Here is a 19,082-nt window from a genome sequence, read left to right as displayed (position 1 = left end):
GGGAGCGATCGTGCGCGTTCATTCAATGGCTTACTATTCCTGCAACTTTGCGTCCGGCTTGAAGGATTTCCTCTCCGCTCGAAAGAGCTTGTTGGTCGCATATTCACGGTATGCAGCCGAGGCGCCGGTGATGGCCGCACTCCGAAAGCACCGCACTTGTAGAGCACATGGCGACCCGTCGTCTTCAGAGCGTACGAATACCGCAGAGCAATTTTTGTGGCTTGCAACCGTGTCTCTCGTGGCGGGGCATTCACGATGTTTGAGATCCGTAACTCAGAATTTAAGTGCTGCCTTTGCACTCAAGGACTGGATCTGCGACGTGGGGCCCATATCACGCTCGCATTGCAAGCGTGATTCTAATTGATCAGACCAGTCGATGATCAGGCCGCCTGCGATCGTTCCTACCACGCGGTCGCGCTGATCGGTCAATGTTGTGGTGAAATCGGAATCAAATCCATCTGCCAAGCCGACCCGGACTGTCGGGTCTAGCTCTTGGAAGCGGACACCGGGTTCGACATACCCGCGAATGTCGGTGCCTCTATATTGGACATGACTGCCGATCTGTACTGAGGGATGCACATCCACCAGCACGTTCGTGACGGCATCCGACCGCAAGTCGAATTGGCCGCCGCCACGCTCGCGATAACCGAAATCGTGAATCACGGGGATATCAATATCGGCCATCGGCGTCACATCGAATGTATTGAAGTCGAAGGAGTATCCAAACCTCAGGCGGGTCGCGACCGTTACTGCGGCGTGGTTCGACCGCGCAATGTGCGTTGAAGAAACGCTGGGATCCTCTGGCAAATTGAATAGGCGGGTTCCGTCCGCCCAATCATAGCTGGCCACCATGGACACTGAACCGAATAGACGGCCGTCGACGTATTTTGCGATGCCGCCGGCGGCAAACCGCGAGCCTTCGCTCGATGCGTTCGCGCCACTAAATTCAAATTGGTCATAGTCGCCGCTCGCGCCCAAATAGATATGCGGCGCGAATTCTTGCTGACGTCCGAAGGTCAGGCCGTTGGATCTTTCTTTTTGCCCTCCGCTTTGGCGCGTGCCATCTGAATAGGTGTACCTGATCCAGTCGCAGTTACCCTGTGCAACGGGATTGAGGCTGGCCTTGTCAGCCCCCTCGCCACCGCAGCTTTGCATATTGGTTAAAGCGTTGGACGCCGAAGTGGCGCTCGATTGGGTATCGGAGTACTGTTTGGTCGCGTCGAAGATCGCGAGATCCTTCTGGAGAGTGGCGGCGCTACTGGTGTTGGCCATCGCAACAAGAAAATTGTCCAACGGAGAATTCGGCTGGTTGGGATGCGCTCCCGAAGAAATGGCTCGCGCCTGGGCATTCGCCAGAGCCGCCGCATGGCCGAGATTTCCGGTCAGACCCGCTCTGCTGTAATCGACAGACGCTCCGGTAATAGCCACCGAATTAGATGTCACCGCATAACTGTATTGAGTCGACAGGGTTCCCGACTCCAAACCGATTGACGACGCAGTGCTGTCCGGCGGTAAATTCCCAGCCGTGATGATCGTGCTGGGTGCGAAATCGCCGATCGGCAATGAGGTCAATTGCGGGATGATCGAGTTCCTGACTGCAGCCAAAGACCCTACATTGATCGAGTTACTCGCATGCCCCTGAGGATCGACGGCGAGAAAATGCTGGCCATAGTTGAAATACGCAGAGACATCAGCGACCGAACCGGTCATAGATCCATAATTGATGACGCTCACAGGGGACGCGAAGCCGGCACCCTCGGGTCCCGAAATATTACCGGTAACACGGCCGCCATTTTCGATCGTGATCATCCCGAAACCAAGCGTATCGTTCACCGAGATCGCCCCCGCGGAGGCACTCCCAGCGGAAACCACGCCACCCGGTTCGATCGTTATGGCGGTAGTCGCCTGGCCGGAGGCGGAGAGTCCGGTGTTGTTGCCATTGTTCGTCTGAATGCCCCAGGCCCCCGAGCCCGATACCGCGATTGTGCCACCGATGTTCACCGTCGTGGTTCCAGCAAGTATGCTGTTAGTATAGGTCACGACACCATCTGCGTTGCTGCCCGTCGTCGTCACGGAACCGTCTATTGTAACACTTACGGCCCCGGTGCTCGTGCTTCCTCCTACAAGTGCCTGCCCAGAGAGGTTGGTGATACCGTCCGATTGGAAAATCGACATGCCATTCGTCATGCTTTCGGCAACGATGCCGTGAGCGCCGTTTCCACTCGTTGTGATGCTGCCGTTCAAATCGACCGTGACATCTCCTCCCGACCCAATAAGTGGCGCAGTCAGATTGCCGAGGTAGTCGATGTTGGTCGCGAGAGCTGGCAGATCCGTTATGGCGCTGCCACCGCCGCCACCGATGGATTGCGCCACGATGCCGTCGGCGCCGTCTCCGGAAGTAACGATCGAAAATTTCGCGCTTGTACTGTCACTGACAGCCACATCGCCGCCACTGCCGTTGCCGTTGCCATTATTGCCCCTGGCAAGCAACTGCACTTGGCCGCCGATCGGGACATTCAGGCCCACGACCGAACTCAGGCCGCCCCCGCCGCCAACCGATTGCGCCAGGATGCCGATGGCTGTGGTCCCGGTAGTGAAAATGTTGTTGGTCGCGCCGGAAGCATTCACTGTCACTGTGCCGCCGTCGCCGCCAGTTCCGCCAACACCGCCAAAAGCAAGGCCGACTGCTAAGGGGGCGGCATTCACCTCGGACAGCAATGCGGATGACGGCTCCCCAGCGGCGCCGCCGATGCCGCCTCCACCGCCAACTGACTGGGCGACGACACCGACTGCGCCAATCCCGCTCGTTGCGACTGTGCCTTCCAGATTGACCTCTACGGCATCGCCGTTACCAGCTTCGCCGCCGTGACCGCCGACCGTGATGTTGACCCGGCCACCCGCTGTTGCGGAACTCCCGGAGCCGCCGCCGCCGCCAATGGATTGCGCGACGATGCCATAAGAACCGATGCCCGTTGTGAAGACGTTGAGGTTGGGACTGACAGTCACTGCGCCACCATCGGCGCCAGTCCCACCCTCGCCACCAATTCCAATGCCGACGTTGAGCTTGCTCGTAGGATTTAAAAGAACGTTCGATGCGACTGCCGCGCCCGCGTTGCCGCCGCCGCCTCCGATGGACTGAGCAAGGATCCCAAAAGACTGACTGCCCGAAGTCAAGATATAGCCGTGGTCGTTGTAGGCTTCGCCGTTATTGCCAATCAAAACCGTTCCGCCTTGATTGCCAGATCCGCCCTGACCTCCAACAGCCAAATTGAGAGCATAGGCGCCGATACCGGAGAAGCCCGACGCGTCGCTTTGGCCGCCGGTGCCTCCCCCGCCGCCGATCGATTGAACGACAAGGGCGTCTGAGTGTGCGCCGCTTGTGGAAATAATGCTGCCCGCACCCAAGTTGGCAGTCGCCGTGCCCCCAATTCCGCCTGAGCCGCCGTTGCCGCCGACTGAGACGCTCGCCTGAAAATTCTGCCCGGAGACCAGATTGGGTAGGCCCGTGACAATTCGGAGCTTGGACAAATAATTGATGAAAAGGTCTGACGCGCGATCAAAAAGGCTAGAGCTATTTGGAATAGCGGTGGCCACCGCGAAACTTTCGGCGTCACCACCATTGCCGCCGCCACCACCGATGGATTGCACCTTCACACCGACGGAGTTCTGACCATAGGTTTGGATCGAACTGGTGTCGCCCATAGTGAAACTTGCAGCGCCGCCGGAGTTTCCCGAGCCGCCGCTTCCCCCGACGGCAACAGAAGCCGAAATTGACGGTGTCGTCGAAGACCCGCCACCGGATTTCGATTGGTCGAGCGAAGCTGAAACAGCCAATGCAAAGACGCTACCGCCATTGCCGCCGCCGCCGCCGACTGACTGGACAAGCGCGCCATCCGACTGGTCACCGTAGGTTACGACGCTACCGTTCGAAATGAGAGTCGCGGAGTCGCCGGTGCCGCCGGCACCACCGCCGCCACCCACCGCAACAGTCGCCGCGAGCGCTCCCGAACTGCTCGAGCCCCCGCCAGATGCTGCGAATGAATAACTGTGAACGCTACCGCCGTTGCCGCCGCCGCCACCGACCGACTGCACGATCATCCCATCCGACTGCGCGCCTGCGGTTATAATGGTGCTGCCGACACCGGTGTTCACGATGGTTTGTCCGCTATCGCCGCCGCTGCCGCCGCTGCCACCAACGCCGACGTTCAGCGAAACCGACGTCCGCCCGACCGATGCCGCCACGCCGGTTACGTTCCCGCCGCTGCCGCCGCCGCCGCCCACGGATTGAGCGATCAGACCCGCCGACTGCTCGGCAAGAGTGGTGATGCTGCCGTCCTGAGCGACTGAAACATTGCCGCCGTCTCCTCCAGTACCGCCCGAACCGCCGACGCCGACAGGAGCCGAGAGAGCAAAGCTGCCTGCAGCCGCCGCGACCGAGACGACATTGCCACCGCCACCACCGCCACCGCCAACGGATTGAACGAGCATACCCGGCGCCTCGCGACCGCCAGTGGTGATGGAGCCGATATTGGTGACGCTTACATCGCTGCCATTGCCGCCGCTGCCGCCCGAACCGCCAAGGCCCACAGCAACGGATACCGAGCCATCCGGATCGGCAGTAGCGGAAACGGAGTACGCGTTGCCGCCCAGGCCGCCGCCGCCGCCGATCGATTGCGCCATGATGCCGGCGGACAGATCGCCTGGTAGCGTCAGACTGGGATCTTGATCCGGACTCAATACTGTCCCGGGGCCCGTGACGATGACACCACTGTTGATCACCGTGACAGTACCGGAGCCACCGCCGCCACCGCCGCTACCACCGATACCGACAGAGATCGACGCCACGGGGACGTCCGCGCCGAGTGTCGCCGCAACGACAGTGGCGCTGCCGCCGTCGCCGCCGCCGCCGCCGACCGACTGCGCTCTGACGCCATAGGAAGTCGTTCCGGACGTTTGGATCGTACCAGAATTGGCGACGGTGACGTTGGCGCCATAACCGCCGCCACCACCGCCATCGCCGATTGCCACGGAGACAACGGGGCCGAAGGCCACGGCCGCGCCGCCATCGCCACCGCCGCCGCCGATCGAAAGAGCGCTGATGCCTTTTGAATTGTTTCCTGATGTGACCAGCGTTCCGCTGTTGCCCGCGGATATGGTGCCCCCATTGCCGCCGCGTCCACCAGTGCCGCCGAGCGCAAAAAAGAGCCCGCTTTCGCTGCCGCCAGCACCACCGTTGCCACCGACGCTGTGCACGGAGATCGCGGAGGAATCATTGCCCAATGTGGCAATCAAGCCGGAATTGACGCCCGTGACATCCGCACCGGAATTGCCGCCTGTGCCACCAGAGCCAGCATGCGCCCAATCCAACGGCGTCCCATCGCCTCCTGGTCCTGCTTGACCGCCAATGCTTTCGCCGGTCATACCCGGCGCGTGCGACATGGACGTTAAAATGGTGCCGGCGTTTGCCACGATGACACTACCGCCATTGCCACCCATTCCACCGTTGCCGCCGCTGGCGACTGTGCTGCTGCCACCCTCGCCGCCATTGCCGCCCTCACTGGTAGCAATGATGCCGAAGCCGGCGACAACTCCGGGCGATGAGAGGGATCCAAGGATGCCGCCCGCAACGTTCTCGACGATGACGGCGCCGCCATTGCCGCCCTGGGCGCCGTCATGCGCGTCGAGGAACTCATCGTGGCCGCCGCCGCCCTGACCCCCGGCACTCGTCGCGAGGATGCCCATCGCCGGTACCGGGCCGGCTCCGCAATTCAGGACCGTCATCGCGGGAGTCGACGGTCCCGTATCACTCTCGTGTGCGGTTTCTCCGAGCAGCGAGAAAGTGAAATTTGGATACGTTACGGTTGTGCCCGATGGTAACTGCACCGTGACCCCAAAGTTCGAGACATTACTCTGGATGCCGTTGTTGTTGGTCGAGTTGAAGGTGCCCAGCGGCACATCGTGGGGCAGATTATAAACTTGTCCCAGTGTCGTGATCCCGGGCACTGCAGTGCAGGAACTTGGCGCCTGTTGCGCGGCTGCACCTGTTGCCGTGGCTAGACAAATGACAATTGCACGAGTGGTTGTTTTTAAAACAGGAAAGCACTCTTGTATGTCCATTTATTCCGGGCTTCCACGCTATTTCAAAATTGCTGTTGATTTTCCTCGCTTTCAGAAGCTGAACATTGATTCTTGCGGATAATATATATCCAGTGAGCATTCACACTTTCAACTCGCTCATTGCGCGGCTTTTACGTTACAGATCTAACCCGTGATCGGGAGATACAATGACTTAACCGTGGTCTTTTCCATTCGAGTCCTGACGTTATTATCTTATTGGTCTCCCACCCTCGCTGAAGGCGCTTTTGGTATTTGTATACACTCCGCCAATCGATTGCCGAATTAGCTTGAGGCATCTAATTGCCGAAAATTGCGAGTTGAGTGCAATCTTGAGCGCTAGCGAATTCAGTCGACATTCGCAGCTTTCTGGTAAATCCATCACGAGCGTGAGAGAGCTGAAGCCATCAAAAGGGCATTCCGCAGGCGCTTGTGGCTCGACGACGTTCACCGCCTTGAAATCGCGGACATCGACACCGGCATATCGCTTGCTGCGACCGTCTAATGCGATGACTGTGAGAGCGTCCTTGGCGCTATGCGCATCGCGTGCGGGCGGCGCTATCGCGTTGGCCGCCAGGCAAGGGCTCGAAGCGATGCCGATGCGACACGCTCGCGTGAGCTTTCTTCAGGATAGCAGCGCTTTACACTCCGCAAGTCGGAAACCTAAAGGTCCGAAACAAGCCTTGCGCGAGCCATCGAGAAGCAATGACGGCTCTTTCACCGAACAGTATTCGAACATGGTACGGCGTCTGCATTGCCGAGTTGACGGACATCCGCCGCTCGATCGCAGATGCCGATCATTCCGGTAGGCTGCGCGTCAGCAGCTCTCCGGAAGCGGACAATGATGGTTGGTCGACTGAGGGCCAATAACGGACGTCGAAAAGGACCGTGGCAAACGTTCAGCCGGAAATTGTGGACTTCTTTGGTGCATCACGGAAAAGCGGCGCCGACGAATCTGCTCCGTAGGAGAACCGCGCAATGCGATTGCGCGGCTAAGAAGGTGTTATTTGATGGTACCCAGCTGCTTGAATAAATTGTAGACGTCGAGCACATCCCAATGCTCGGCGAGTTTGCCGTCCTGAATGCGAAAGATATCGACTGCGTCGAACTTGTACGCCTTTCCGGTGGCAGGGATGCCGAGCCAGTCACCCTTGTGCGTTCCGGAGTAGGTTCCGTAGACCCACACCTTGTCACCTTCTGATACGATCTGCTTCAGCTCGAACTTGAAGTCCGGAGACGCCTTGAACCAGGCTTCGAAGAAATCCTTGAAGCCTTTGCTCCCCTGTCCAACGAGCGGATTGTGCTGAATGTAGTCGTCCCGCATCAGGCCACCGACAGCGGTAAAATCCTTCTCTCCGAAAATTTTGGCACCAAACTGCGCCAGTAGTGCCTTGGGATCAGACATCTGTCCTCCTGTGTTTGCTGGGTTCGAATTTCATCAGCGGCAAGCGCGTCAAGAGACGCCGAGCCTCGGAGAAGCGCGCAAGCGTGGCGGCGATCATTTTCATGTTCTTTCCTCTCATGCGTGCAACTCGGCTCAACCGCCGATAGAGGAAATTTTGGCGCAAAGGTATCTTTTGTAAAGAAGGCACTGTATGGATATATAGGTACCTATTGGTAACCACATGGTCATTAGATATGAAATGGAACCTCTACGCCGCGAAGTGCCCGACTCGTCAGCTGCTGGACCGCATCTCGGACAAGTGGGTAGTGCTCGTACTCTCTCTACTTGAGGATGGGCCAAAGCGTTTTAGTGTGTTGAAACGCGAGATTGACGGTATTTCGCAGAAGATGCTCTCGCAGACGCTTCGCGCGCTTGAACAAGACGGGCTTCTGACCCGTCGCGCGTTTCCGACCGTGCCCGTAACGGTGGAATATGAACTGACAACTTTGGGCAGGTCATTGAACACTGCCATGGCGCCTGTTGTTGAATGGGCCACCACGAACATGAGCCGCGTTCTGAAGGCACGCGACACCTTCAGAAAAAAGCCGGACTAGCTGCTACCGTGTGCAATGTCGGCTCTGGGTCAAACGCGGTTGTCGATGTCATCAGGAACGCTTCTGATTGACCACTGAAAGCCGACGTCGTGGCAGTCGCCGACGACAACCTTCCAAAACCACCTGCCAGTCCGCTTCTGGGATGATGTGGACATACTCGACAGATGATCGTCGCGCGGTTGCCGTAGGCGGCATTTTGTAGAAATGCGGACATGATGCCCAGTGCATTGGAGATTATCGAGACGCTTACGCGACGTTCGGTGAAGTCATTCGACAATCATTCGTCGGGTGATGAGAAGTCGAATGACACTCCCGATTTTCGCGGCGGACAAAAAGCCGCAAAAACCAATAAAATCAATTCTAAAAAAGATAGCTGGCGCTCCCTACGGGAGTCGAACCCGTCTTTTCAGATTGAAAATCTGACGTCCTAACCGATAGACGAAGGGAGCGTCCGTCGGCAACAAGAGGGACCGTATAGTCGGCTTTGGCCACCTTTGGCAACTGCCCTGGGAGCGCTCATCCTGCGACAGGATGGGCTGCGTGGCGGCGCGCCGGATTTCCTACTGATTTCGAGGGTTGGCGGCGTCCTCGATCTGCAGTTCGATGCGCTCGCGGCCGCCCCATGTGTCCTTGCGCAGGTGACCGGCAACATGCAGCGGCATCCCGCCCGCGGACATCAAAAGATCGCCAAGCGGCTGGCCCACGGCGCGGAAAGCCACGCCGTCGACGCGCGAGCCGTCACCACCTTCGAGGATGACGCGGACATGCGCGTCGGCGATGACCTTTCCGAACTTCACACGGTGCGCCGGCAGGGCGAAACGCGCTTCCGAGTTGCCTTGCCCGAACGGGCTCACCCGATCGATCAGTTCTATCAACTCAGGAGTCGCGCCGGAGGCCACAAGCGAAGCGTCGATATCGAGATGCGCCGCGTCGCCGATGCCCCGGGCTGCCGAACCGAGATGGCCATGCAGAAAGGTCTCAAGAGCGGCAAGGCCGTCGCGGCTGACGGTCAATCCGGCTGCCATCGCGTGGCCGCCGCCTTTTGCCAAAAGGCCAGCCGCCATAGCGGCGCGAATGGCAGCGCCGAGATCGATGCCGGGAACGGAGCGGAGCGAACCCGTTCCCATCCCCGTCGCTTCCCAAGCAATGACGCAGGCAGGACGGCGAAACCGCTCGACAAGGCGGCTTGCGACGAGACCGACGACGCCTTTGTGCCAGGCTTCGGAGCCAACGATGAGGATGGGGCGAGCGGGATTTTCGCTCAGCTGCCGATCCGCGATCGCCATCGCTTCTTCAAGCACTGCACTTTCGATATCCTTGCGCTCTTTGTTGAGCCGGTGAAGCAGCTCGGCGATGCGTTGCGCTTCGACCGGATCGGATGTCGAAAGCAGCGTCGCTCCCAGCGCGGCATTGCCGATACGGCCCCCGGCATTGATGCGCGGACCGAGAATAAAGCCCAGATGATAAGGGGTCGGCGCGACTGACAGGCCCGCCGCGTCGGCAAGTGCGGTCAGTCCGGCGTTCTCTCTCGCGCGCATGACGGCGAGACCCTTCTTTACGTACGCGCGATTGAGCCCAACGAGCGGCACGACGTCGGCAACCGTCGCCAGCGCGACCATGTCGAGAAGGCTGAGGAGATCGGGCTCGCGCGAGCCGCTGTAATAGCCGCGACGACGGAGCTCGCGCGTCGTAGCGACGAGCACGAGGAACACGACCCCTGCGGCGCAGAGCATGCCCTGGCCCGAGATGTCGTCCTGCCGATTGGGATTGACGACCGCGTTGACATCGGGAAGGCGTTCGTCGGCCTGATGGTGATCGATCACAACGACGTCGGCGCCGAGTTTTCGCGCAGCGGCAAGCGGCTCATAGCTCGTCGTTCCGCAATCGACGGTGACGATGAGCTTGGCGCCCTCGTTGACGAGGGTTTCGATCGCGGCGACGTTTGGACCATAGCCTTCGAAAATGCGGTCGGGGATATAGATGCGCGCCGGTGTCTCGTGGAACTCGAGAAACCGCTTCATCAACGCCGACGAGCATGCGCCATCGACGTCGTAGTCGCCGAAGATCGCAACGTTCTGCTTGGCTTGAACAGCGTCAGCCAAGCGCGCTGCGGCTTTCTCCATGTCGCGCAGCGTACTTGGATCGGGCATCAGCGACTTGAGTGTCGGATCAAGGAACGTGGGCACCGCGTCGAGGCCGATGCCGCGGGCAGCCAGCACGCTCCCCATGAGATCGGGCAGACCGTGGCGCTGACTGATCGCAGTCGCCAACTGCTTCATGTGCGCGGGAAGCCTCTCGCGCCAGGCGAAGCCGCGCGCGCTTTTGGTCACTCCGAGGAACGGACGCGCGGTTGCACCGCTGTCCGCTTCCACTGTCGCAAGATTCAAACGCAATCGGTTCCCACCTTAACTCGTGGACGCCCTTTGATCGCCTCAGGTTGTAGGTCGATTCGGGCGTCGGCGCGGCGTTCGCTCGCGTTGTCTCCACAAGTAGGTTTGAGGAAGCCCGCGATCAGATGAAGCGCGCGCCGACGTTGCGAACCGTCGACCTGATGCGGCGGACGGTTCCTGTCTTGGCGCGCATGACGACCGTTTCCGTTTCCGCAAAGTCGCCACGGACGCGAACGCCCTTGAGGAGCGAGCCGTCGGTGACGCCGGTTGCGGAGAAGACGACGTCGGCGGACGCCATGTCCTCGAGTTTGAACTTCCGCTTGATATCGGCGATGCCCATCTTCTCGGCGCGCTCGCGCTCCTCGTCCTTCATCGGCATCAGGCGGCCCTGGATCTGGCCGCCGATGCAGCGCAGAGCGGCGGCTGCGAGTACGCCCTCAGGTGCGCCGCCGGACCCCATATAAATATCGATGCCGGTTTCTTTCGGGTCCGTCGTCCAGATGACGCCGGCGATGTCGCCATCCGGGATCAGCTGCACGCCGGCACCGGCTTCGCGCACGGCGCGGATGAGATCGGCATGGCGGGGACGGTCGAGAATGCAGGCCATGATCTCGTGGATTGGCACGCCCTTCGCCTTCGCCAGCGCATTGAGATTTTCATGGGGAGACGCATCGAGATCGACGATGCCCTCGGGATAGCCCGGACCGACGGCGATCTTGTTCATGTACATGTCGGGGGCGTGGAGCAGGCCGCCCTTTTCTGAAATGGCAAGCACGGCAAGGGCGTTGGGCATCGCCTTGGCGCAGATGGTCGTACCTTCGAGCGGATCGACGGCGATGTCGACTTCCGGTCCTTCGCCCGTGCCGACCTTTTCGCCGATGTACAGCATCGGCGCTTCATCCATTTCGCCTTCGCCGATGACGACCGTACCGCGAATTTCAACACGGCCGAGTTCCTTGCGCATGGCATCGACCGCGGCCTTGTCGGCGGCCTTTTCGTTGCCGCGTCCGCGCAGCTGCGCGGCGGCGATGGCTGCAGCTTCCGTCACGCGCGCCAGTTCAAGCACCAGAATTCGGTCGAGACCCGGCCCGTGCGTGCCGTTCGCCTGTTCAGCCCTGCTCATGATCCATGTCCTTCCACGGTGCCCTAAGGTTCAAAGCTCTTCGATGCGTATCATCTGCGGTCGCTCGGTGACGTTGCCGTCTGCTTCTATGGTTTCGAGCGCTTTACGCATGGCCTGTTCGGTCGTCTCATGCGTGATGATGATGACTGGCTGGTCGCGGTCTTTCGGCACGCGTGCAGCATGGCGCGGCGCGTGAAGGGTCTGCGGCCGGTGCTGGACAATGCTTTCCAGCGATATGCCTTGGTCGCCCATGCTCTTGGCGACGTTCGCCATGGCGCCGGGCTTGTCGTACAGCGCGAGGCGGACGTAGTAGGAGCCGTAATGCTGATCGAGCTTGGCGCGCTTGTGCGCCTTGAGCTTAGCGGTCGGCGTCACGAACGGCGGCACGATCAGGCCGCGCGCGATGTCGAGAATGTCTCCCGCGACGGCGGATGCCGTTGGCTTAGCGCCGGCGCCCGGACCAATAAGAAGGATGTTGCCGGAGAAATCTCCATCAATGGCGACCGCGTTGGTCACGCCAGATACTTCGGCGATCGCCGAGTCCTTATAGACGAGCGCAGGCGAGACGCGGGCCTCGATGCCTGTCTCGGTCTCGGTCGCGACGCCAAGGAGCTTGATACGGTAGCCAAGGCTATCGCTCGCTTCGATGTCGGCCTGGGTAATCGACTGGATACCTTCGACATGAATTTGCTCGAAGGCGACGCGGGTTCCGAATGCGAGACTCGTCAGAAGTGCGAGCTTGTGTGCGGCGTCGAAGCCGCCGATGTCGAACGTCGGATCGGCTTCCGCATAGCCCAGCGCCTGCGCTTCCTTCAGCACGTCGTCGAAGGCACGCTTCTCGCTTTGCATTTGCGAGAGAATGTAATTGCAGGTGCCGTTCAAGATGCCATAGACGCGCTTGACCCGGTTGGCACCCAGCGCCTCGCGGAGGGTCTTGATGACGGGAATGCCGCCAGCAACGGCGGCTTCGAAGTTCAACGCTACGCCGTTTTTCTCTGCGAGGCGCGCCAACTCGATGCCATGCTTGGCGAGCAGCGCCTTGTTGGCGGTGACGACGTGCTTCTTGGCATTGAGCGCGGCTTCGACGGCTGCCTTCGCCACACCGTCTTCCCCGCCGATCAGTTCGACGAAGACGGCGTTCGAGGGATCGCGCGCGAGGGCGACTGGATCCTCGAACCATTCAACGCCATCGACCGCTATGCCGCGCTCTTTCTTGCGATTGCGCGCCGAGATGCCGGTCACGATGATCTCGCGTCCGACGATATTTGCGAAGTGGGGGCCGTTTGCCTGAAGCAGTCCAAGCAGTCCGCCGCCAACCGTGCCTAGTCCGGCAATTCCGAGTTTGAGAGGTTCCATGGGGGTGATTATCGGGTGGCGGACTTTTGCAAGCGGGGAACGGGAGCCGGCGCATCAGCCGTCTCGGAGAATAGTTTCTTGATTGAGCGCGCGGCCTGACGGATGCGCTGCTCGTTTTCGACGAGGGCGATACGAATGAAGCCTTCGCCGTATTCGCCGAAACCCACTCCCGGCGAAACGGCAACGTCGGCTTTTTCGATCAGCATCTTCGCGAACTCGACCGAGCCCATCGCGCGATAGCGTTCCGGCACGGGCGCCCAGGCGAACATCGTTGCCGGCGGCGGCGGGATCGGAAATCCTGCCTTGGCGAAGCTATCGACAAGCACGTCGCGACGGCTCTTGTACATGGCGCGGATTTCGTCGACGCAATCCTGCGGGCCATTGAGCGCTGCTGCGGCGGCGACCTGGATGGGCGTGAACGCACCGTAGTCGAGATAGGATTTGACGCGCGCGAGGGCGCCGATCAACCGCTCGTTGCCGACGGCGAAGCCCATCCGCCAGCCCGGCATGTTGTAGGTCTTCGATAGCGACGTGAATTCGACGGAGATGTCCTTCGCTCCCGGCACCTGAAGGATCGAAGGCGGCGGGTTGTCGTCATAATAGAGTTCGGCGTAGGCGATGTCGGACAGGATGATGAGGTCGAGCTTTTTCGCGAGCGCGACCGCCTCCTGATAGAAGTCGAGGCCGACGGTCATCGCCGTAGGATTAGACGGATAGGACATCACCACGGCGAGCGGCTTCGGAATCGAGTGCTTCACCGCGTGTTCCATCGCGCGCAGGAAGTCTTCGCCGTTGCTCGCGGGCAGATGCCTGATCGCCGCGCCGGCGATGATGAAGCCGAACGAGTGGATCGGGTATGTCGGGTTCGGCACAAGCACAATGTCGCCCGGAGCGGCTATGGCTTGCGCGATGTTGGCGAAACCTTCCTTCGATCCCAGAGTCGCAACGATCTCGGTTTCAGGATCGAGCTTCACGCCGAAGCGGCGCTCGTAATAGGCGGCTTGAGCCTTGCGCAGGCCCGGGATGCCTTTCGATGCCGAATAGCGATGTGTGCGCGGCTTGGTGATCGTCTCGACGAGCTTGTCGACGATGTGCTGCGGCGTCGGCATGTCCGGATTGCCCATGCCGAGATCGATGATGTCGGCGCCACGCGCGCGGGCAGCCGCCTTCAGCCGGTTCACTTCCGCGAAAACGTACGGTGGCAGACGCTTGATGCGGTGAAATTCTTCGCTCAAAGATCTCAATCCCTCGGCACCGCAGCAATGGCGGTAAATCCGTTCGCCCCGGCAACAAAGCCTTTCGACTTTGCTTAACCAAGCACGTCCGGCGAAAATGCGTGGCTGACTGCCCTCTTTACGCTCGCCCGCCATGGTCCGTCCAGTACTGCGGCGCGACGGCGGGGGAAACGGCGTTAAAGACGTTTCCGTCGCACTATTTTCGCACTGCGGAAGCAAACGTGACGCGGCCACGCTGGTGCCATGTCATCCTACCTAATGGCTGGGCCAGCATGACCGATTCGCGCTTGATTGGCGGCCATGTTCGCCGCACTGTCGACCGGGTTATGGCGATATCGCGCTCGTGCCGACGGGACAAAACATAAGAAAGCTTTCAAAGCCGCCATGCCGCAGGACAGTCACGACTTTTCCTCCCTCTTCTCGGCCTACCGGATTCCAGACCCCGAGGCTTTCGCAACCAACATCCTGAGGGCATTCGAGCAGGGCAGCGCGGCGCTCGCTCAGCTGGCAGAACGTCCCGACGCCAAACTCGGCCCCTACACGCCTGCGAGCGAATTTTCGGCCGCGACCGAGACGCTGACCGCGCTCGTGCGGAAGTGGCTGGCCGATCCCGTGAAGCTGTCTGAGGCTCAGGCGGAATTCTTCCGGCAGTTTGCCGCGCTTTGGAATAACGTCCTGACACGGATGATGAACAAGGACGTTCCACCGCTCATCGCTCCGGCGCCCGGCGACCAGCGCTTCAAGGATCCGGAGTGGACGTACAATCCGTTCTTCGATTTCTGCAAGCAGGCCTACCTGCTCGCCTGCCGATGGGCCGAGGACCAGCTTGCCTCGACGCCAGGGCTCGATGCGATGGAGCGGCATCGGGCGGAGTTCTATCTGAAGCAGCTGACGAGCGCCTATTCGCCGACGAACTTCCCGGTCACGAACCCGGAGGTTCTGCGCGAGACGCTGGCGTCCAACGCCGAGAACCTTCTCAAGGGCGCAAATCTTCTCGCCGAGGACCTGAAGCGGTCTGGCGATCTGATGAAGATCAGCCAGACGGATCCGAATGCCTTCGAACTCGGCCGCAATCTCGCGACGACACCTGGAAAAGTCGTTTTTCAGAACGAGCTGTTCCAGCTGATCCAATACAGCCCGACGACGGAGCAAGTGCGCGAGCGGCCGCTCGTCATGATCCCTCCGTGGATCAACAAATATTACATCCTCGATCTCACATCATCGAAGAGCTTGATCAAATACGTGGTCGACCAGGGCTTCACGGTCTTCATCGTATCGTGGGTCAATCCGGACGAGACGCTCGCGGATAAAACATTCGAGGACTATGTGCTCGAAGGCATTCTCGAGGCGGTGCGCGCTGTCCAAAAGGAAACGGGCGTCGAGAAGATCAACGTGCTCGGCTACTGCGTTGGCGGCACGGCGCTGGCGACCGGCCTTGCCTATCTCTCGCAGCGGGGCGAAGAGCCGTTCCAGTGCTGCACGCTGCTGACCACGCAGGTCGATTTTTCGCTCGCGGGCGATCTTTTGCTTTTCACCGACGATATGCAGCTCGCGAGCTTAGACGCGTTGATGACCGAACGCGGCTTCCTCGACGGCTCGCGCATGGCGAACGTGTTCAACATGATGCGGCCGCGCGACCTCATCTGGCCGTACGTCGTCAACAATTACCTGCTCGGCAAAAAGCCGTTTCCGTTCGACCTGCTCTACTGGAACCAGGACTCGACGCGGATGGCGGCAGCCAATCACAAGTTCTACCTGCGCGAGTTCTACAATGAGAACCGCTTGGCGCGCGGCGAGATGACGATCGGCGGCATTCGCCTCAACCTGCGAAAGATCAAGCTGCCTATCTTTGCCGTCGCGACGCGGGAGGACCACATCGCGCCGGCGCCGTCCGTGTTCCACGGTATTCAGATGTTCGGCGGGCCGGTCGAATTCGTACTCGCAGGATCGGGACACATTGCCGGCGTCGTGAACCCGCCGGACAAGGTCAAATACCAGTATTGGACGGACGGCACGGCGATGACGAGCGTCTCTGATTGGCAAGCGACGGCGAAAGAGCATCCCGGATCGTGGTGGCCGTACTGGATCGAGTGGCTGGCGCAGCAGTCGGGTGGCTGGATACCGGCGCGTGCTCCGGGACAGACACTCGGCGTCATCGAGGCGGCACCGGGATCGTACGTCAAGGCGCATTAGCGGGCGCCTTGGACGCGGTGTCGATCAGGCGAGTTCGAATTCGCCTTCGTAATCGACTGGCCAAAGAACCGTGAAGTCGTCGCCGTCGAGCGCTCGGAATGCGACGGCGTTGATATCGAGATCGTCGGACGCATCCTCGACGATCGGCTCTATCTTCTCCCAGACCTTCGCCGCATTCTTCGCGAGCAGCATGAGATTGGTTACACCGTCGCCCTGCTCGTGACCATCGACCTCGGCTGACGTGGAGCCGTCGAGAGCCTCGATCAGGCGATCCTCGAGCGAGATGACCTTCTCAAGCGTGTCATCGTCGTCGCCTTGAAATTGAAGAACTAGCTGGTGGTTCATGGTCCCTTTCCCCTGGGGCGTCTAAACAGCAGCGAGCGCCTGTTCGAGATCGCCAACGATGTCGTCGATGTCCTCGATGCCGATCGACAGCCTCACGACATCCGGCCCCGCCCCGGCCGCTATCCTCTCATCGTCCTTCAGTTGCCGGTGCGTCGTGGACGCCGGATGAATGACGAGGCTCCGCGTGTCGCCGATGTTGGCGAGAAGGCTGAACAGCTTCAAGCCCGAAACGAGCTTCACGCCCGCTTCATATCCGCCTTTGAGGCCGAAGGTGAAGACGGCCCCGGCACCTTTTGGACAAATCTTTTGCTGCAGCGCGTGGTTGGAGCTGGTCTCCAGCCCCGCGTAGTTGACCCAGGCGACTTTCGGATGCCGTTCGAGCCACCGCGCGACAGCCAGCGCGTTGTCCGACTGGCGTTGCATGCGCAGCGGCAATGTCTCGGCGCCCGTCAAGATCAAGAAGGCATTGAATGGGGAGATTGCGGGCCCGAGATCGCGCAGGCCGAGCACACGGGCGGCGATCGCAAATGCCATCGGACCGAAAGCGTCGGCAAGAACCAGCCCATCGTAGGACGGGTTCGGCTCCACCAGCGACTTATAGCGGTGGCGGCTGCCGGACCAATTGAAGGTGCCGCAATCGACGATGGCGCCGCCGATCGAGTTGCCGTGCCCGCCGATGAACTTCGTCAGACTGTGAACGACAATATCGGCTCCGAATTCCTTAGGACGGCAGAGGTATGGCGTCGCCAAAGTGTTGTCGACGATGAACGGCACTCCGGCCGTCATCGCGATCTCGGCAATGGCGGGGAGATCGACGATGATGCCGCCGGGATTGGCGATGCTTTCGCAGAAAATCGCTCGCGTTCGGGGGGTGATCGCCTTGGCAAACGAGGCGGGGTCAGTCGCATCGGCCCAGACCACGTTCCAGCCGAACTTCTTGAACGAGTGATTGAACTGATTGATCGAGCCACCGTACAGCTGACGACCGGCGACGAATTCGTCGCCAGGCTCGAGCAGCGTATGGAAAGCGAGAAATTGCGCCGCGTGACCGGATGCCAACGCGAGCGCTGCCGAGCCGCCTTCGAGAGCGGCGATGCGCCCTTCCAACACCGCCTGAGTGGGATTGGTTATCCGAGTATAAATATTGCCGAACGCCTGCAGCCCGAACAGCGCGGCAGCGTGATCGACGTCCTCGAAAACGTAGGACGTGGTCTGGTAGATCGGGGTGGCGCGGGCGCCCGTCGTCGGATCAGGGGCGGCCCCGGCGTGAACGGCGGCGGTGGCGAACTTCGCGGTTGGAGGTAATGACATCGGCGTTGCTCCCAGCGGCAATTTGGCCGACAGGGAGACGACGACAGCCAGCAAGTCAACTGGCCAAACGCTTCTAAGCTATCTCAGAGGTTCGCAGAGCGCCCGGCGACACCGCAATGCCAATTCTGGATGACCCAGTTTGGATGATCGCCGATCCACTTCGCCATCTCGATCTGGCCGTTCATCATGCACTGAGAGGCGTTTACGCTCTGTCCTTCGAAGTTCAGCGTGACGTCTTTGCAACGGTTGGGCTGATCGATCAGGCAAACTGCGACGACGAGTTCAATCATAGGACCTCCAGGTGTCAGTCGTGCAATCGCTGGTGACAGCGATCGGGTTGCCTGGGCGGTTCCTCGAAATGACGTTTCTTGTTCTTGCTGCGAACTAATGACGAGTATGAGGGAAAACTTCCCGTGCACAAGAACACGGCTGTCGCACTCCCTGCCTAAACGCTAATCAAGATCATTTGCCGCAAGGATGTGATATTTCATCCTCAGATCGCCACGAAAGCGTAGCCCATTCGACACAGTTTGGCCTTGCCAGCATCACGCTCCAAGCGGATAAGCTGCCCCGGGGCCACAATCGATTCGATTTCCGCTTCGTTGGCGAACAGCCGACTTGTGCGCGGGGTGTCGACAGGGCGATGTGAGCGTGTGAGTCGCAGAGGCAAGTTAGGGCGGCAGATCAGCATATGACCAGTCACGGAGCCCAGGGGGCCCAGGGCGCAGCGTGGGACGAAGCGCGTGCGTCCGGAGTACCAACAGTTGGATGGTTCGTGCGCCGTTCGGCGCTTTGGATGGGCATCATGGTCGTCGCCCTCGTTTTGGCGTGCACGCTTTATGCGGTCGCCAGTCAGGGCGCGAGCGACATCAGGGGCATCCCTAAAAATCCCGCTCCCGAATTGAAGGTTTAATTCGGCATCACCACCTAAGCTTTCCCGGACGCCGGGCTGCCGCAGACCCTGGCGTATGGGTCTGCGCTAACAGCGTTGCGGGCCGGCTAGGACTTTCGGACGAC

The 19,082-nt window shown here is 60.4% G+C and carries 13 protein-coding genes and 1 tRNA gene; 4 read left to right on the top strand and 10 right to left on the bottom strand.

Annotation, left to right across the window (positions count from 1 at the left end; all coding sequences use genetic code 11):
• Nucleotides 1-273: 273 nt before the first annotated feature.
• The gene (locus tag EKK30_RS15730) at nucleotides 274-6,003 is read right to left on the bottom strand and encodes an autotransporter outer membrane beta-barrel domain-containing protein (protein WP_290986490.1); all 5,730 of its coding nucleotides are present in this window, start codon (nucleotides 6,001-6,003) and stop codon (nucleotides 274-276) included.
• A gap of 816 nt (nucleotides 6,004-6,819) precedes the next feature.
• Between EKK30_RS15730 and EKK30_RS15725 the strand changes: the two genes are divergently transcribed.
• Nucleotides 6,820-6,984: a hypothetical protein gene (locus EKK30_RS15725; protein WP_290986489.1), complete on the top strand. Its 165-nt coding sequence runs from the start codon at nucleotides 6,820-6,822 to the stop codon at nucleotides 6,982-6,984.
• A gap of 133 nt (nucleotides 6,985-7,117) precedes the next feature.
• On the opposite strand, the gene EKK30_RS15720 is transcribed toward EKK30_RS15725, so the two are convergent.
• Nucleotides 7,118-7,519 (bottom strand): ester cyclase, encoded by a 402-nt coding sequence (locus EKK30_RS15720; protein ID WP_290986488.1) that lies wholly within the window; start codon nucleotides 7,517-7,519, stop codon nucleotides 7,118-7,120.
• A 233-nt stretch (nucleotides 7,520-7,752) separates the two neighbouring features.
• Here EKK30_RS15720 and EKK30_RS15715 point away from each other — a divergent pair, with 233 nt between their 5' ends.
• On the top strand, nucleotides 7,753-8,112 hold the full coding sequence (locus EKK30_RS15715) for a helix-turn-helix domain-containing protein (protein WP_290986487.1): 360 nt from the start codon (nucleotides 7,753-7,755) through the stop codon (nucleotides 8,110-8,112).
• 374 nt (nucleotides 8,113-8,486) lie between these two features.
• Here the strand turns inward: EKK30_RS15715 and EKK30_RS15710 are convergent.
• The 5 genes from EKK30_RS15710 to EKK30_RS15690 form a co-directional block, all read right to left on the bottom strand.
• Nucleotides 8,487-8,561: transfer RNA gene (locus EKK30_RS15710), tRNA-Glu, on the bottom strand.
• Nucleotides 8,562-8,672: 111 nt separating this feature from the next.
• Nucleotides 8,673-10,505 carry a single-stranded-DNA-specific exonuclease RecJ gene (gene recJ / locus EKK30_RS15705; protein ID WP_290986486.1) on the bottom strand — a complete coding sequence of 611 codons (1,833 nt, stop codon included), beginning with the start codon at nucleotides 10,503-10,505 and terminating at the stop codon, nucleotides 8,673-8,675.
• A gap of 118 nt (nucleotides 10,506-10,623) precedes the next feature.
• Nucleotides 10,624-11,625, bottom strand: coding sequence for a class II fructose-bisphosphatase (glpX, locus tag EKK30_RS15700; RefSeq protein ID WP_290986484.1), 1,002 nt, complete (start codon nucleotides 11,623-11,625; stop codon nucleotides 10,624-10,626).
• Nucleotides 11,626-11,655: 30 nt separating this feature from the next.
• Nucleotides 11,656-12,981 carry a homoserine dehydrogenase gene (locus EKK30_RS15695; RefSeq protein WP_290986483.1) on the bottom strand — a complete coding sequence of 442 codons (1,326 nt, stop codon included), beginning with the start codon at nucleotides 12,979-12,981 and terminating at the stop codon, nucleotides 11,656-11,658.
• Between the two features lie 8 nt (nucleotides 12,982-12,989).
• Nucleotides 12,990-14,216, bottom strand: a complete 1,227-nt coding sequence (locus EKK30_RS15690; protein WP_290986482.1) for an LL-diaminopimelate aminotransferase — start codon at nucleotides 14,214-14,216, stop codon at nucleotides 12,990-12,992.
• Between the two features lie 300 nt (nucleotides 14,217-14,516).
• Between EKK30_RS15690 and phaC the strand changes: the two genes are divergently transcribed.
• A complete protein-coding gene (gene phaC / locus EKK30_RS15685) occupies nucleotides 14,517-16,409 on the top strand; it encodes a class I poly(R)-hydroxyalkanoic acid synthase (RefSeq protein ID WP_366927350.1) in 1,893 nt (630 codons plus the stop codon).
• Nucleotides 16,410-16,433: 24 nt separating this feature from the next.
• Here the strand turns inward: phaC and EKK30_RS15680 are convergent, their stop codons facing one another.
• The 3 genes from EKK30_RS15680 to EKK30_RS15670 form a co-directional block, all read right to left on the bottom strand.
• Entirely contained in the window at nucleotides 16,434-16,754 is a 321-nt protein-coding gene (locus EKK30_RS15680; RefSeq protein WP_290986481.1) for a hypothetical protein, read from the bottom strand.
• A gap of 21 nt (nucleotides 16,755-16,775) precedes the next feature.
• The gene (locus EKK30_RS15675; protein ID WP_290986480.1) at nucleotides 16,776-18,065 is read right to left on the bottom strand and encodes an O-acetylhomoserine aminocarboxypropyltransferase; all 1,290 of its coding nucleotides are present in this window, start codon (nucleotides 18,063-18,065) and stop codon (nucleotides 16,776-16,778) included.
• An 83-nt stretch (nucleotides 18,066-18,148) separates the two neighbouring features.
• Nucleotides 18,149-18,355, bottom strand: a complete 207-nt coding sequence (locus EKK30_RS15670) for a hypothetical protein (protein WP_290986479.1) — start codon at nucleotides 18,353-18,355, stop codon at nucleotides 18,149-18,151.
• A gap of 401 nt (nucleotides 18,356-18,756) precedes the next feature.
• Here EKK30_RS15670 and EKK30_RS15665 point away from each other — a divergent pair, with 401 nt between their 5' ends.
• On the top strand, nucleotides 18,757-18,978 hold the full coding sequence (locus EKK30_RS15665; protein WP_290986478.1) for a hypothetical protein: 222 nt from the start codon (nucleotides 18,757-18,759) through the stop codon (nucleotides 18,976-18,978).
• Nucleotides 18,979-19,082: the final 104 nt, after the last annotated feature.

It is taken from the genome of Hyphomicrobium sp. (assembly GCF_003987855.1).
Taxonomy (GTDB): Bacteria; Pseudomonadota; Alphaproteobacteria; order Rhizobiales; family Hyphomicrobiaceae; genus Hyphomicrobium_B.
The sequence above is the reverse complement of the archived record's forward strand: the minus strand, read 5'-3'. Positions and strand labels throughout refer to the sequence as shown.

Coding starts and splice junctions, on each gene's coding strand:
- EKK30_RS15680 (WP_290986481.1), bottom strand. CDS start 16,754: ATGAACCACCAGCTAGTTCTTCAATTTCAAGGCGACGACGATGACACG.
- phaC (WP_366927350.1), top strand. CDS start 14,517: ATGTTCGCCGCACTGTCGACCGGGTTATGGCGATATCGCGCTCGTGCC.
- EKK30_RS15695 (WP_290986483.1), bottom strand. CDS start 12,981: ATGGAACCTCTCAAACTCGGAATTGCCGGACTAGGCACGGTTGGCGGC.
- glpX (WP_290986484.1), bottom strand. CDS start 11,625: ATGAGCAGGGCTGAACAGGCGAACGGCACGCACGGGCCGGGTCTCGAC.
- EKK30_RS15715 (WP_290986487.1), top strand. CDS start 7,753: ATGAAATGGAACCTCTACGCCGCGAAGTGCCCGACTCGTCAGCTGCTG.
- EKK30_RS15665 (WP_290986478.1), top strand. CDS start 18,757: ATGACCAGTCACGGAGCCCAGGGGGCCCAGGGCGCAGCGTGGGACGAA.
- EKK30_RS15720 (WP_290986488.1), bottom strand. CDS start 7,519: ATGTCTGATCCCAAGGCACTACTGGCGCAGTTTGGTGCCAAAATTTTC.
- EKK30_RS15675 (WP_290986480.1), bottom strand. CDS start 18,065: ATGTCATTACCTCCAACCGCGAAGTTCGCCACCGCCGCCGTTCACGCC.
- EKK30_RS15670 (WP_290986479.1), bottom strand. CDS start 18,355: ATGATTGAACTCGTCGTCGCAGTTTGCCTGATCGATCAGCCCAACCGT.
- EKK30_RS15725 (WP_290986489.1), top strand. CDS start 6,820: ATGACGGCTCTTTCACCGAACAGTATTCGAACATGGTACGGCGTCTGC.